Consider the following 15,110-nt stretch of genomic DNA (forward strand, 5'->3'; position numbering starts at 1 on the left):
TCAGGCGGCGAAGGAGATGGTTCATGTGTCCGCTGCGCCCGTGCTGGCGTTGCGAGGGGTCTCGAAGCGGTTCGGCGCCGTTCAGGCCCTGACCGACGTAGAACTCGAGATCCACTCCGGTGAAGTGGTCGCCCTCGTCGGCGACAACGGAGCCGGCAAGTCCACGCTGGTCAAGACGATCGCCGGCGTGCACCCCATCGATGACGGCGTCATCGAGTGGGAAGGGCGTCCGGTCTCCATCGGCAAGCCCCACGACGCCCAGAACCTGGGCATCGCGACGGTCTACCAGGACCTGGCGCTGTGCGACAACATCGATGTCGTCGGCAACCTGTTCCTCGGCCGAGAGCTCAAGAAGTTCGGCGTCCTCGACGAGGTGGAGATGGAGCGCCGCGCCCGCGAGCTCCTGACCACGCTGTCCATCCGGATCCCCAGTGTCCGGATCCCCATCGCCTCGCTGTCGGGCGGTCAGCGCCAGACCGTGGCGATCGCCCGCTCCATGCTGGGCGAGCCCCAGCTCGTCATCCTCGACGAGCCCACCGCCGCCCTCGGCGTCGAGCAGACCGCTCAGGTGCTCGACCTGGTGGAGCGGCTGCGCGAGCGGGGCCACGCCGTCATCCTCATCAGCCACAACATGGCCGATGTGAAGGCCGTCGCCGACAAGGTGGCGGTCCTGCGGCTGGGCCGCAACAACGGTGTCTTCAACGTCGCCGACACCTCGCAGGAAGAGATCATCTCCGCCATCACCGGTGCCACGGACAACGCCGTGACCCGCCGGGCGGCCCGCACCTCGGAGGCCGGCAAGTGAGCACCCAGAACCCTGCCACCGACCCACTGGACAAGGGCCACATCGACCCGGTCAACCCCGCGGCCGCGCACGACGCGATCCCGGCCGTGGACCCCCGCCTGCTCGTCAGGGAAGAAGGCCTCGCCGGCTACTGGGGCGAGTTCAAACACAAGATGAAGGCGGGCGACCTGGGTTCCCTCCCGGTCGTCATCGGCCTGATCGTCATCTGGTCCATCTTCCAGGGGCTGAACTCGAACTTCCTCTCCCCTGAGAACCTCAGCAACATCGCGATCACGATGACCGGCACGGGCATGATCGCCATCGGCATCATCTTCGTGCTGCTGCTCGGCGAGATCGACCTCTCGGTCGGCTCGGTCAGCGGTGTCTCGGGCGCCATCGTCGCCGTCCTCGCCGTCAGCCACGGCGTGAACGAATGGCTCGCGATCCTGGCCGCGATCGTCGGAGGCGCCCTGATCGGCTCCATCCACGGCTTCTTCTTCGCCAAGCTCGGCGCCCCGGCCTTCGCCGTCACCCTGTCGGGCCTGCTCTTCTGGCTCGGTGCGATGCTGCAGATCCTCGGCAGCAACGGCACGATCAACATCGACTCCGACGGCGTGGTCGGCCAGCTGACCACGTACTTCTTCTCGGACGTCGCCGTCGCCTACGGGCTGGCCGCGCTCGCGGTGGCGGGCTACTTCGTCGCCGCCTTCCTCGACGCGAGGCGCCGCGAGGCGGCCGGGATGCCGTCCCGGCCGCTCACCGAGATCCTGCTGCGCACCGGCCTGCTCGCGGTGTTCGCCTTCGGCCCCGCCGTGGTGTTCAACCAGTACAAGGGCCTGCCGCTCGCGGTGGTGCTCTTCCTGCTGGCCCTGGTCGTCACGGACTTCCTGCTGCGCCGCACGACCTTCGGGCGAAACGTTTTCGCACTGGGTGGCAGCGTCGAGGCCTCCCGCCGCGCGGGCATCAACGTCACCCGGATCCGGATCACGGTCTTCGCGATCTCCAGCACCTTCGCCGCCATCGGCGGCCTGTTCTGGGCCTCCAAGATCGCGGCGGCCAATCAGAGCGCCGGTGCCGGCGACCTGCTGATGAACGTGATCGCGGCGGCCGTCATCGGCGGCACCAGCCTCTTCGGCGGCCGCGGCCGGACCTGGAACGCCCTCCTCGGTGTCATGGTCATCGTCTCGATCCAGTACGGCCTGGCCCTGGAAGGCATCGCGACACCGATCCAGTACATGATCACCGGTGCGGTCCTGCTGGCCACCGTGGTGATCGACTCGGTCACCCGCAAGACCCAGAAGACGGCCGGACGCGCCTGACCGCGCGCCCGACCGGCCGCCGGAGCCGGCTCCGGCGGTAAGAACGGTCACAGTGCCCGGCGCCACCTCACGTGGCGCCGGGCATCCGTGCGTGCGAGCGCTGGTACTCCTGTGCGGGTATACGCCCGTATGCGATGTGTGGCCGCGGGCTGGCGCGTACATGTATGACAAAGGTGTGACCCCCCAGGGACGGCCCGATGACCGCGCCCGCGAACGGAACATTAGACTCGTCAGACCAGCAAGCAACTGCAAGGAGGCACGGGTGCTGCTGACCCGCATCAAGGGACCGCGCGATCTGGACCGGCTCAGCCAGGAGGAGCTGACCCAGCTCGCGGCCGAGATCAGGTCCTTCCTCGTCGACGCCGTCTCCAAGACCGGCGGGCACCTCGGCCCCAACCTCGGCGTGGTCGAACTGACGATCGCCCTGCACCGGGTCTTCGAATCGCCCAAGGACAAGGTCCTCTTCGACACCGGCCACCAGGCCTACGTCCACAAGCTGCTCACGGGCCGCCAGGACTTCGCCGGCCTGCGCACCAAGAACGGCCTGTCCGGCTACCCTTCGCGCGCCGAGTCCGACCACGACGTGATCGAGAACTCGCACGCCTCCACCGTCCTCGGCTGGGCCGACGGCCTCGCCAAGGCCAACGAGGTACTGGGCCGCGAGGACCACCACGTCGCCGCGGTCATCGGCGACGGAGCCCTGACCGGCGGCATGGCCTGGGAGGCGCTGAACAACATCGCCGCCGCCAAGGACCGCCCGCTCGTCATCGTCGTCAACGACAACGAGCGCTCCTACGGCCCCACCATCGGCGGCCTCGCCAACCACCTGGCCACCCTGCGCACCACCGACGGCTACGAGCGCTTCCTCGCCCGCGGCAAGGAGCTCCTGGAGCGCACCCCGGTCGTCGGCAAGCCGCTCTTCGAGACCCTGCACGGCGCCAAGAAGGGCCTCAAGGACTTCATCGCCCCGCAGGGCATGTTCGAGGACCTGGGCCTGAAGTACATCGGCCCCATCGACGGCCACGACATCGAGGCCCTGGAGTCCGCCCTGCAGCGCGCCAAGCGCTTCAGCGGCCCGGTCATCGTGCACTGCCTCACCCAGAAGGGCCGCGGCTACACCCCGGCCCTGGAGCACGAGGCGGACCGCTTCCACGCCGTCGGTGTGATCCACCCCGACACCGGCCTGCCGGTCAAGACCGCCGCCGCCAGCTGGACCTCCGTCTTCGCCGACGAGATGGTCAAGATCGGCCACGACCGCCCGGACGTCGTCGGCATCACCGCGGCCATGCTCCACCCGGTCGGCCTCAACAAGTTCGCCGAGGCCTTCCCCGACCGCATCTACGACGTCGGCATCGCCGAGCAGCACGGCGCGACCTCCGCGGCCGGCCTCGCCACCGGTGGCGTCCACCCCGTCTTCGCGGTGTACGCGACCTTCCTCAACCGCGCCTTCGACCAGGTCCTGATGGACGTCGCCCTGCACAAGTGCGGGGTCACCTTCGTCCTGGACCGCGCCGGTGTCACCGGCGACGACGGCGCTTCCCACAACGGCATGTGGGACATGTCCATCCTCCAGGTCGTCCCCGGCCTGCGCCTCGCCGCACCGCGCGACGCCGAGCAGTTGCGCGCCCAGCTCCGCGAGGCGGTCGAGGTCAAGGACGCCCCGACCGTGGTCCGCTTCTCCAAGGGCGTCGTCGGCCCCGCCGTCCCGGCCGTCGGCCGGATCGGCGGCATGGACGTGCTGCGCACCCCGAGCGCCGAGGTCACCCGGCCGGACGTACTGCTCGTCTCGGTCGGCGCACTCGCCCCGATGTGCCTGGAGATCGCCGACCTCCTCGACAAGCAGGGCATCTCCACGACCGTAGTCGACCCTCGCTGGGTCAAGCCCGTGGACGAGGCCATGGCCCCGCTCGCGGACCGGCACCGCGTGGTCGTCACCGTCGAGGACAACGGCCGCGCCGGCGGTGTGGGCTCCGCCGTCTCGCAGGCCCTGCGGGACGCGGGTGTCGACGTACCCCTGCGCGACTTCGGGATCCCGCAGCGCTTCCTGGACCACGCCCTCCGCAAGGAGATCCTGGCGGAGATCGGCCTGACCGCACCGGACATCGCCCGGCAGGTCACCGGCCTCGTCGCCAAGCTGGACGGCCGCTACGACAGCGAGGCCGCCGCCACCGTCGACTGAGGCGGGTACCAGCCGCCTAGATCGCCGCGCGGTTGCACGTCACGGGCCGGGAGATCACTCTTGAGAGGAGTGGGCCTCCCGGCCCGTTCGCGTGCGTCGACACCTGTTCGGAGGTGCGTCGGTGAGTAGGGATCTGAACAGCCCCTTCCGCACCAAGACGGTGGAGCAGTCCATCCGTGACACGGAGGAGCCGGAACACGCGCTCCGCAAGTCGCTCTCCGCCTGGGACCTGACGGTGTTCGGTGTGGGTGTCATCATCGGCACCGGCATCTTCGTCCTCACGGGCATCGCGGCCCGGAACAACGCCGGACCCGCCACCGCCCTCGCCTTCGTGGCAGCGGGCATCGTCTGCGCCCTCGCGGCGCTCTGCTACGCCGAGTTCGCGTCCACCGTCCCGGTGGCCGGATCGGCGTACACCTTCAGCTACGCCTCCATCGGCGAGCTGCCCGCCTGGATCATCGGCTGGGACCTGGTGCTGGAGTTCGCGCTCGGCACCGCGGTGGTCGCGGTCGGCTGGTCCGGCTACGTACGCCACCTCATGGACACCAACCTCGGCTGGACCCTGCCGACCTCCCTGTCCGGCCCGGACTCCGGCGGCCACTTCGACCTGCTGGCCTTCCTGCTGGTCCTGGCGCTGACGTGGATCCTGGTCGTCGGGACGAAGCTCTCGGCCCGCATCACCGCCGTCGTCGTCGCCATCAAGGTGACCGTCGTGATGCTGGTCATCATCGCGGGCCTGTTCTTCATCAAGGCCGACAACTACTCGCCGTTCGTCCCGCCGGCCCAGCCACAGGCCGAGGGCGTCAGCGGCTGGCACTCGCCGCTGGTCCAGCTGCTCTTCGGCTACGAGCCCACCAACTTCGGTGTCATGGGCATCTTCACGGCGGCCTCGCTCATCTTCTTCGCCTTCATCGGCTTCGACGTGGTGGCGACGGCGGCGGAGGAGACCAGGAACCCCCAACGGGACATGCCGCGCGGCATCCTCGGCTCGCTGCTGATCTGCACGGTCCTCTACGTGGCCGTGACGCTGGTCGTGACGGGCATGCAGAAGTACTCGGAGATGTCGCCGACCGCGCCACTGGCCGAGGCCTTCAAATCGGTGAACCAACCCTTCTTCTCGGGTGCCATCAGCCTCGGCGCGTCCGTCGGTCTGATCACCGTGTGCATGATCCTGCTGCTCGGCCAGACCCGCGTGTTCTTCGCGATGAGCCGTGACGGGCTGCTGCCGCGCGTCTTCTCCGTCACCCACCCGACGTACCGCACCCCTTACCGGGCGACCATCCTGCTCGGTGTGGTCATCGCCGTCGTCGCGGGCTTCACCAGCCTGGAGAAGCTGGCCGAACTGGTCAACATCGGCACCCTGTTCGCCTTCGTGGTCGTCGCCCTCGGCGTGATCGTCCTGCGCAGGACCCGCCCCGACCTGCACCGGGCCTTCCGCACCCCCTGGGTGCCCTTGGTGCCGATCGTGTCGATCCTCGCCTCGCTCTGGCTGATGCTCAACCTGCCGGCCGAGACCTGGCTGCGCTTCGGCATCTGGATGGCCGTCGGCGTCATCGTCTACTTCGCCTACGGACGGCAGCACAGCCGCCTCGGCCGGACGGGCGCGGACGCCAAGTACTGACAAGCCCCCGCGCGCGAACGACGGAGCCGGCCGTACGGGGTCACCCGTACGGCCGGCTCCGTGTGCGCGGCCCCGTCAGCCCTTGGCGGGGGAGACCTTCGCGGAGGCGGGGACCTTCTCGTCCTTGCGCAGGGCGTCCCACAGCTGGGTGGCCTGCGGCTCGGCCGCGACCACGCGGTTGGGGTCCACCTTGTCGTAGGCGACCGGCAGCATGATGGTCTCCATCGTCTCCGGGTTCACGCCCTTCATGCTCTGCGCGAAGTCGGACAGCGCGGTGAGCGAGGCCAGATCGGAGTCCGTGGTCAGCGACTTGGTGCCGGCGTCCGCGAGCTTGTAGAGCCGCGCCGGGTTGCCCAGGGCGTCCTGCTTCTTGATCTCCGACAGCATGGCCAGCATGAACTGCTGCTGCAGGCCTATGCGTCCGAGGTCGCTGCCGTCGCCGTAGCCGTACCGGGTACGGACGAACTTGAGCGAGTCGGTGCCGTTCAGCCGGTGCGTGCCCGCGTCGAGCTGCAGACCGCCCTTGGCGCCGCTCATCGGCTTGTCCAGGGTCACGGTGACCCCGCCCAGCGCGTCCACCAGGCCCTTGAACCCGGCGAAGTCCACCTCGACGAAGTGGTCCACGCGCACACCGGACATCTGCTCGACGGTGTTGACCACGCAGGCCGGGCCGGCCAGCGAGTAGACGGAGTTGAACATGACCCGCTTCGCGGACGGAACGGACTTGCCGTCCCGGCCCTTGCACTCGGGCCGGGTGATCAGGGTGTCGCGGGGGATGCTCACCGCGGTGGCCTTCGCCCGGCCCTCGGGTATGTGCACCAGCATCGCGGTGTCCGAGCGGGCACCGCTGACGGCGCCGTGGTCGAGGTCCGCGTTGGCCCCGTCCCGCGAGTCGGAGCCGAGCACCAGGATGTTCTGCGCGTTCGCGGCCACCTTGGCGGGCCGGTTGTCCCCGATCGCCTGGTCCAGGTCGACGCTGTCGATGTTGTTGTTGAGGTGGCTGTACGTCCACCAACCCGCCCCGGCCGCGCCGAGGATCAGCACGGCGACCAGCAGCAGGGTGATCCGCAGAATGCGGCGTCGGCGGCGCCTGGGCCGCGCGTGCGTTTCCGTCATGGGGGTGAATCTTAGACAGGTATTCGAACGGCCGGAGCCCGCCCCCCGCAGGAGACGGGCCCGGCCGTCGAACAGCCGCCCACGACCCGGACTACGCCGGGACGCTCGCGATGCCGGGGGCGAGGAACTTCTTGCCGTTCACGCGCTCCGAGACGCCCTCACGGTCCAGGTACGGCGTGATGCCGCCCAGGTGGAAGGGCCAGCCGGCACCGGTGATGAGGCAGAGGTCGATGTCCTGGGCCTCGGCCACGACACCCTCCTCCAGCATCAGACCGATCTCCTGCGCCACCGCGTCCAGGACGCGCGTGCGGACCTGCTCCTCCGTCAGGACGGAGTCGCCCTGCACCAGGAGCGCGGCGACCTCGGGGTCCAGCTCCGGCTTGAAGCCGTTCTCCGCGGAGTAGACGTAGAAGCCCCGCTTGCCGGCCTCGACGACCCGCTTGAGGTTCGGGGAGACGGTGAAGCGCTCCGGGAAGGACCGGTTCAGGGTCTCGGAGACGTGCAGACCGATCGCCGGGCCGACGAGCTCCAGCAGCACCAGCGGGGACATCGGCAGGCCGAGCGGCTCGATGGCCTTCTCCGCCGTGACGACCGGGGTGCCCTCGTCGATGACGTTCTGGATCTCGCCCATGAAGCGGGTCAGGATGCGGTTCACGACGAACGCCGGGGCGTCCTTGGTGAGGACCGCGGTCTTCTTCAGCTTCTTGGCGACACCGAAGGCCGTGGCCAGCGAGGCGTCGTCGGTCTGCTCACCGCGGACGATCTCCAGCAGCGGGAGGATCGCGACGGGGTTGAAGAAGTGGAAGCCGACCACGCGCTCCGGGTGCTGGAGCTTGGAGGCCATCTCCGACACCGACAGCGAGGAGGTGTTGGTGGCGAGGATCGCGTGCGCCGGGGCGACCGCCTCGACCTCCGCGAACACCTTCTGCTTGACGGACATCTCCTCGAACACGGCCTCGATGATGAAGTCCGCGTCCGCGAAGCCCTCGGCCTTGTCCAGGACACCGCTCACCAGTGCGGTCAGGCGGTTGGCCTTGTCCTGGTTGATGCGGCCCTTGCCGAGCAGCTTCTGGATCTCGGCGTGGACGTAGCCCACGCCCTTGTCCACGCGCTCCTGGTCGATGTCGGTGAGGACCACCGGCACCTCCAGGCGGCGCAGGAACAGCAGCGCCAGCTGCGAGGCCATCAGGCCCGCGCCGACGACGCCGACCTTGGTGACCGGACGGGCCAGGGACTTGTCCGGGGCACCGGCCGGGCGCTTGGCGCGCTTCTGGACCAGGTTGAAGGCGTAGATGCCCGAGCGCAGCTCGCCGCCCATGATGAGGTCGGCCAGGGCCGTGTCCTCGGCGTCGAAGCCGGCCTGGAGGTCGCCGTCCTTGGCCGCGGCGATGATGTCCAGCGCGCGGTAGGCGGCCGGAGCGGCGCCGTGCACCTTGGAGTCCGCGATGGCGCGGCCCTTGGCGACGGCCGCGTCCCAGGCCTCGCCGCGGTCGATCTCCGCACGGACGACCTCGGTGGTGCCGTTCAGGACGTTCGCGGTCCACAGGAGCGACTGCTCCAGGAAGTCGGCGCCCTCGAAGATCGCGTCGGCGATGCCGAGCTCGAAGACCTGCTTGCCCCCCAGCTGGCGGTTCTGGTTGAGCGAGTTCTCGATGATGACCGAGACCGCGCGCTCCGCGCCGATCAGGTTCGGGAGGATGGCGCAGCCGCCCCAGCCCGGAACCAGGCCGAGGAAGACCTCGGGCAGCGAGAAGGCCGGGATGGCCTTCGAGACGGTGCGGTAGCTGCAGTGCAGACCGACCTCGACGCCGCCGCCCATCGCCGCGCCGTTGTAGTACGCGAAGGTCGGGACGGCCAGCGCCGACAGGCGCTTGAAGACGTCGTGGCCGCCCTTGCCGATGGCGAGCGCCTCGTCGTGCTTCTTCAGCAGCTCGACACCCTTGAGGTCGGCGCCGACCGCGAAGATGAACGGCTTGCCGGTCAGCCCTGCGCCGACGATGGTGCCGGCCGTGGCCTCCTGCTCGACCTGGTCGATCGCCGCGTTCAGGTTGGCGAGGGACTGCGGGCCGAAGGTGGTCGGCTTGGTGTGGTCGAAGCCGTTGTCCAGCGTGATGAGCGCGAAGCGCCCGGCGCCGAACGGCAGGTCCAGGTGGCGGACGTGCGCGGACGTGACGACCTCGTCCGGGAACAGCTCGGCCGCACCCTTCAGGAGCTCAGCGGTGGTGCTCACTTGGCGTCTCCCTCGGAGGTGAAGTGCGGGTTCTCCCAGATGACCGTGGCGCCCATGCCGAAGCCGACGCACATCGTGGTCAGGCCGTAGCGGACGTGCGGCTGCTCCTCGAACTGGCGGGCCAGCTGCGTCATCAGACGCACGCCGGAGGAGGCCAGCGGGTGCCCGAAGGCGATGGCGCCGCCGTACTGGTTCACGCGGGCGTCGTCGTCGGCGATGCCGTAGTGCTCCAGGAACGCGAGGACCTGGACCGCGAAGGCCTCGTTGATCTCGAAGAGGCCGATGTCGTCGATCGTCAGGCCGGCCTGGGCCAGGGCCTTCTCGGTGGCCGGGATCGGGCCGTAGCCCATGACCTCCGGCTCGACACCCGCGAAGGAGTACGAGACGAGGCGCATCTTGACCGGGAGGTTGTTCTCGCGGGCGAAGTCCTCGGACGCGATGATCGCGGCGGTGGCACCGTCGTTGAGACCGGCGGCGTTGCCCGCGGTGACCCGGCCGTGCGTACGGAACGGGGTCTTCAGGCCGGCCAGGTTCTCCAGCGTGGTGCCCGGGCGCATCGGCTCGTCGGTGGTGACCAGGCCCCAGCCCGTCACACCGACCTCCGCGTTGGTGTTGCGCACCGAGATCGGGACCAGGTCCTGCTGGATCTTGCCGTCGGCGTACGCCTTGGCGGCCTTCTCCTGCGAGCGCACGGCGTACTCGTCGGCGCGGAGCTTGGTGATCGTCGGGTACCGGTCGTGCAGGTTCTCGGCGGTCATGCCCATGAACAGGGCGGACTCGTCGACCAGCTTCTCGGAGACGAAGCGCGGGTTCGGGTCGACGCCCTCGCCCATGGGGTGGCGGCCCATGTGCTCGACACCGCCGGCGAGGGCGACGTCGTAGGCACCGAAGGCCACACCGCCCGCGACGGCGGTCACCGCGGTCAGCGCGCCGGCGCACATGCGGTCGATGGAGTAGCCCGGGACGGACTGCGGGAGGCCCGCGAGGATTCCGGCCGTGCGGCCCAGCGTCAGGCCCTGGTCGCCGATCTGCGTGGTCGCGGCGATGGCGACCTCGTCGATCTTCTTGGGGTCCAGGTCCGGGTTGCGGCGCAGCAGCTCCCGGATCGCCTTCACGACGAGGTCGTCGGCGCGGGTCTCGTGGTAGATGCCCTTGGGGCCCGCCTTGCCGAACGGGGTGCGGACGCCGTCGACGAAGACGACGTCCCTGACGGTACGAGGCACGTTGGCTCTCCTCCAGGTGCGGGATGGCACTGCTGCGCGGGGGCGCACTCGGCATCTGTTGCTGAGCGCCCGCTCACCCCATCATGCTACTTGCGGGTAACCAATGTGCACACCCCCTCCCCGAGGAGCGGCGAAGGTCACACTCGCACCCCGCACCAGGGCCCGCGCGCGCCCCCTCCTCGCGCCCGTCCGATCGGAGCGCGCGCGGTGACCCGATCGGGTCGGCCGCCGGGTCGTCACGGTCACGTCAATGGCATCAAGCGCACTCGCTTGCGGATTCTGGCCCCGTCCCCGGCGCCGCGCCCCGGACCCCGACCGACCCGAACTGGAGACCCCGGCCATGCAGATCAAGACGATCGACCACGAGGTCAAGCACGCCTCCACACTCCCCGTCAACGAGGGCGAGGTGGTCAAACTGTTCGTCCGGGAGCGTGACGGGACGAAGAATCCCACCCAGCGCAGGGCCGTCCTGATGCTGCACGGCCGCAGTGTCCCCGTACTGCCCGGCGCGGACCTGGGCACCGGCGAGTACAACTGGATGCTGTTCCTCGCCAAGGCGGGCTTCGACGTCTTCGCCATGGACCTCCAGGGCCACGGCCGTTCGCCGCGCCCGTCGGTCATGAACGAGCCGTGCAACACCAATGCCGCCCAGCAGGCGAAGCTCCTGCTCGACGGTCACCCGCTGGCGGCCCCCTGCACCCCCTCCTACGCCAAGCACCTCGGCGACTCCGCAAGCGACTGGGCCGAGGTCCACAGCGTCGTGGAGTACATCAAGGCCGAGCGGGGTGTGGAGAAGGTCGCCCTCTTCGGCTGGTCCGCCGCCGCGGTGGCACTGGGCCCCTACGCCATCCAGTACCCGGAGAACGTCTCCAGCTTGTTCCTGCTCGCCCCCGTCTTCCGGCCGGACGGACCCGGGAGCAAGCCCGGCACCAAGTGGGAGCGGCCGGACGCGCTGCCCCCTCCGCCCTCCCTGTGGACCTTCCCGATGAACATCGCCGGCCGGGAGGGCTTCGAAGACGCCTGGGACAAGGAGCTCGGCTGCGGCGACGAGCAGCGTGAGGAGGGCATGGTCGACACCGTGTGGGCGGCGATCATGGAGAACGACGTGGTGGGCCGCAACTGGGGGCCGCCGGTGTCCGGCGTGCCCTCGGGCGTGCTGCGCTTCCGCAACGCCTTCTGGTGGGGCTGGAACAAGGACGGCGCCAAGGTGGACAACGTCCTCGGCCACAAGGTGCCGGTGCTCATCGTCGTCGGCGAGCACGACAAGACGGTGAACAGCGCTCCGGGCACCGTTCCCTTCCTCTCGGTCACCGAGCTCTACAAGGCCATCCCCGGCCCGAAGAAGATGCACTTCAAGGTTGCCTGCGCGGGCCATCAGATCCCCTGGGAGCGGGTGGTCAAGCACGTCCACCACCTGTCGCGGAAGTGGCTCAAGCACACCGAGATCGACGGCCACACCAAGGGCACCTTCGCCATGGACACGGACGGTGACTACACCGAGCAACCGCTGTGATCCGGCCGTGCCCCGGTCCGCGCGTCGCGGACCGGGGCACGGCGGCGACCTGCTACGCCGTGGCCGACAGCGCCGTGACCAGGGCCGGGGTCACCTGTTCGATCTGCCACGGGCGGGCGCCGTGGAGCGCCAGGGACTGGGACACCGCGTCCGCGTCCAGCCGCTGGGGCGGCTCCCAGCACAGGCGGCGGACCGTGTCCGGGGTGATCAGGTTCTCCTGGGGCAGGTTCAGCTCCTCCGCCAGTGCAGAGACGGCCGTGCGGGCGGCGGCCAGCCGGGCCGCGGCGGCCGGGTCCTTGTCGGCCCAGGAACGCGGCGGGGGCGGGCCCGCCGGGGTCGCACCCGGCTGCGGCAGCTCGCTCTCGGGCAGCGCCTTCGCCCGGTCCACGGCGGCCATCCACTGGTCGAGCTGGCGGCGGCCCATCCGCTGCCCGTAGCCGGGCAGGGCCGAAAGGGTGTGCACGTTCGCGGGCAGGGCCAGCGCGGCCTCGACGATCGCGGCGTCGCCCAGCACCTTCCCCGGGGACACGTCACGCCGCTGCGCGATCCGGTCCCGGGACTCCCACAGCTCCCGTACGACCGCCATCTGCCGGCGGCGGCGCACCTTGTGCATGCCGGACGTGCGGCGCCACGGGTCCTTGCGCGGCGGGGCCGGCGGCGCGGAGGCGATGGCCTCGAACTCCTGCCGGGCCCACTCCAGCTTGCCCTGGCGGTCCAGCTCCTCCTCCAGCGCGTCCCGCAGGTCCACCAGCAGCTCCACGTCCAGAGCGGCGTAGCGCAGCCACGGCTCGGGCAGCGGGCGGGTGGACCAGTCGACGGCGGAGTGGCCCTTCTCCAGGGCGTAGCCGAGAACGCTCTCGACCATCGCGCCGAGTCCCACCCGCGGGAAGCCGGCGAGCCGGCCCGCCAGCTCGGTGTCGAACAGCGAGGTGGGAACCATGCCTATTTCGCGCAGGCAGGGCAGGTCCTGGGTGGCGGCGTGCAGGATCCACTCGGTGCCGGAGAGCGCCTCGCCCAGGCAGGACAGGTCGGGGCAGCCCACCGGGTCGATCAGCGCGGACCCGGCACCCTCGCGGCGCAGCTGCACCAGGTAGGCGCGCTGGCCGTAGCGGTATCCGGAGGCGCGCTCGGCGTCCACGGCCACAGGGCCGGTACCCGCGGCGAAGGCCGCGACCACTTCGGCGAGGGCGTCCGCGTCGGCGACCACCGGGGGGATCCCCTCGCGGGGCTCCAGCAATGGGATCGGCACCCCACCGGGCGGAACAACGACGTCGTCCGGGGGGCCGCCCCCGGTGGTGGTGCGCAGGTCTGCTGCGGTCTCTTGGGCGTCGGTCACCGGTCAAGGGTATCGGTGTATACGACGCGCCCGTCGCCGGAACGTTCCGTCGACGGGCGCGATCAGTAGGCGGGGTGTTTTCCGGGGGTCTCCCGGAGGTCTATCCGGGGGTCGCGGCCGGCGTTCAGTGGATGATCCCGGTGCGCAGGGCCACGGCGACCATTCCCGCGCGGTCACCGGTGCCCAGCTTGCGGGCGATACGGGCGAGGTGGGACTTGACGGTCAGGGCGGACAGGCCCATCGAGACGCCGATGGCCTTGTTGGACTGGCCCTCCGCGACGAGGCGCAGGACCTCTACCTCGCGGCCGGAGAGCTCCCGGTAGCCGCCCGGGTGGCTCGGGGCACCCGGGGGGCGGCGGTGCATACGGGCGGCGGCTGCGCCGATGGGGGCGGCGCCGGGCCGGGTGGGGAGCCCGATGTTGGTCCGCGTACCGGTGACGACGTAGCCCTTCACGCCGCCCGCGAGGGCGTTGCGCACGGCGCCGATGTCGTCGGCGGCGGACAGGGCCAGGCCGTTGGGCCAGCCTGCGGCACGGGTCTCGGAGAGCAGGGTGAGACCGGAACCGTCGGGCAGGTGCACGTCGGCCACGCAGATGTCGCGCGGGCTGCCGACGCGGGGGCGGGCCTCCGCGATGGACGACGCCTCGATGACGTCACGCACGCCGAGGGCCCACAGATGGCGGGTCACGGTGGAGCGGACGCGCGGGTCGGCCACGACGACCATGGCCGTCGGCTTGTTCGGGCGGTAGGCGACCAGGCTTGCGGGCTGCTCGAGAAGAACGGACACCTAGGCCTCCTGGGGGAGTGGCGGGACGGCCGGCTCGGGGAAGGAAGCCGGTGCGAACCGTGCGGATGGTCACTGACTCCTTCGGCACGTCACCCGCCCGGCTTTAGGGAATGATCACGATTTGGTGAGTAACAATTCGGGCAATTCGGACGCACGATCGATCATCGGGTGATCAGAAGCCCACAACGGAGGCCGCGATGCGACACTCGCTTGCGGGCGTCGACCGGTCGTTCCCTCTGGGAGGCGGCCGTACGGCCCTGCGCCTACGGGTGGTGCGGACCGCGGCGCTGTGGCAGGCAGACCACGCCCGTCACCGTGTCCGTCGGACCCACCGGCGGCAGCCCGGCGATCTGGCAGATCAGCTCGCACCAGGCCGACAGGTGCGCCGGGGTGTCCGGGACCCCGCCCGCACCCTCGCGCGGCGTCCACGAGGCCCTGATCTCGATCTGCGTCGCCGGCCGCCGCTCCGCGAGCCCGCCGAAGTAGTGCGAGCCCGCCATGGTCACCGTCCCGCTGGCCTCGCCGTAGGCCAGCCCGCGTGCTTCCAGGGCCCCCGTCAGCCAGGACCAGCACACCTCCGGCAGCAGCGGGTCGGCGGCCATCTCGGGCTCCAGCTCCGCCCGTACGAGCGTCACCAGCCGGAAGGTCCCGTGCCAGGCGTCGTGCCCGGCCGGGTCGTGGAGCAGGATGAGCCGGCCGTCGGCCAGATCGTCCTCCCCGTCCACCACCGCGGCCTCCAGCGCGTAGGCGTACGGCGCCAGCCGCTGGGGCGGCTTCGTAGGGTCGATCTCGACCCCCGGACGCAGCCGGGCCTTCTTCAAACCCTCGACCGCCCGGCGGAACGGGAGTGGGACGGAGCTCTCCTTCGCACTGTCCGTACCGTCGGCGCCATCTGAAAATCGTCCCTGAGCCGCAGCCATGCGGGGAAGACTAGGCGGTATGTGAGCCCGTACGGCGCAGGGACACCCGTGCCGGGCCGGGCACTTCTTCATACGTGCGAAG

The 15,110-nt window shown here is 70.3% G+C and carries 11 protein-coding genes; 5 read left to right on the top strand and 6 right to left on the bottom strand.

Annotation, left to right across the window (positions count from 1 at the left end):
• Positions 1-16: 16 nt before the first annotated feature.
• The 4 genes from ACFWFZ_RS18185 to ACFWFZ_RS18200 all read left to right on the top strand — a co-directional run bounded on the left by ACFWFZ_RS18185 (position 17) and on the right by ACFWFZ_RS18200 (position 5,903).
• On the top strand, positions 17-805 hold the full coding sequence (locus tag ACFWFZ_RS18185; RefSeq protein ID WP_030036503.1) for an ATP-binding cassette domain-containing protein: 789 nt from the start codon (positions 17-19) through the stop codon (positions 803-805).
• Positions 802-2,103: a sugar ABC transporter permease gene (locus ACFWFZ_RS18190; protein ID WP_387123444.1), complete on the top strand. Its 1,302-nt coding sequence runs from the start codon at positions 802-804 to the stop codon at positions 2,101-2,103. Before ACFWFZ_RS18185 ends, ACFWFZ_RS18190 begins: the two co-directional genes overlap by 4 nt.
• A 262-nt stretch (positions 2,104-2,365) precedes the next feature.
• Positions 2,366-4,282 carry a 1-deoxy-D-xylulose-5-phosphate synthase gene (gene dxs / locus ACFWFZ_RS18195; RefSeq protein WP_387123446.1) on the top strand — a complete coding sequence of 639 codons (1,917 nt, stop codon included), beginning with the start codon at positions 2,366-2,368 and terminating at the stop codon, positions 4,280-4,282.
• Between the two features lie 121 nt (positions 4,283-4,403).
• Entirely contained in the window at positions 4,404-5,903 is a 1,500-nt protein-coding gene (locus tag ACFWFZ_RS18200; protein WP_387123448.1) for an amino acid permease, read from the top strand.
• A gap of 75 nt (positions 5,904-5,978) precedes the next feature.
• Here ACFWFZ_RS18200 and ACFWFZ_RS18205 read toward each other — a convergent pair whose 3' ends face one another.
• From ACFWFZ_RS18205 to ACFWFZ_RS18215, 3 genes are all read right to left on the bottom strand, one after another.
• The gene (locus tag ACFWFZ_RS18205; RefSeq protein ID WP_387123450.1) at positions 5,979-7,019 is read right to left on the bottom strand and encodes an LCP family protein; all 1,041 of its coding nucleotides are present in this window, start codon (positions 7,017-7,019) and stop codon (positions 5,979-5,981) included.
• 91 nt (positions 7,020-7,110) lie between these two features.
• Positions 7,111-9,249: a 3-hydroxyacyl-CoA dehydrogenase NAD-binding domain-containing protein gene (locus tag ACFWFZ_RS18210; RefSeq protein ID WP_387123452.1), complete on the bottom strand. Its 2,139-nt coding sequence runs from the start codon at positions 9,247-9,249 to the stop codon at positions 7,111-7,113.
• Positions 9,246-10,472, bottom strand: a complete 1,227-nt coding sequence (locus ACFWFZ_RS18215) for a thiolase family protein (RefSeq protein WP_387123454.1) — start codon at positions 10,470-10,472, stop codon at positions 9,246-9,248. The genes ACFWFZ_RS18210 and ACFWFZ_RS18215 overlap by 4 nt, the downstream gene beginning before the upstream one ends.
• Before the next feature lie 340 nt (positions 10,473-10,812).
• On the opposite strand from ACFWFZ_RS18215, the gene ACFWFZ_RS18220 reads away from it, so the two are divergent.
• A complete protein-coding gene (locus ACFWFZ_RS18220; RefSeq protein ID WP_387123456.1) occupies positions 10,813-11,985 on the top strand; it encodes an alpha/beta hydrolase in 1,173 nt (390 codons plus the stop codon).
• A 52-nt stretch (positions 11,986-12,037) separates the two neighbouring features.
• On the opposite strand, the gene ACFWFZ_RS18225 is transcribed toward ACFWFZ_RS18220, so the two are convergent.
• From ACFWFZ_RS18225 to ACFWFZ_RS18235, 3 genes are all read right to left on the bottom strand, one after another.
• Entirely contained in the window at positions 12,038-13,321 is a 1,284-nt protein-coding gene (locus tag ACFWFZ_RS18225; protein WP_387123458.1) for an HRDC domain-containing protein, read from the bottom strand.
• Between the two features lie 124 nt (positions 13,322-13,445).
• Positions 13,446-14,108 (bottom strand): response regulator transcription factor, encoded by a 663-nt coding sequence (locus ACFWFZ_RS18230; RefSeq protein ID WP_007267191.1) that lies wholly within the window; start codon positions 14,106-14,108, stop codon positions 13,446-13,448.
• A 263-nt stretch (positions 14,109-14,371) separates the two neighbouring features.
• Positions 14,372-15,028: a DUF3000 domain-containing protein gene (locus ACFWFZ_RS18235; protein ID WP_387123460.1), complete on the bottom strand. Its 657-nt coding sequence runs from the start codon at positions 15,026-15,028 to the stop codon at positions 14,372-14,374.
• Between the last annotated feature and the right edge of the window lie 82 nt (positions 15,029-15,110).

It is taken from the genome of Streptomyces sp. NPDC060232, assembly GCF_042726555.1.
Taxonomy (GTDB): domain Bacteria; phylum Actinomycetota; class Actinomycetes; order Streptomycetales; family Streptomycetaceae; genus Streptomyces.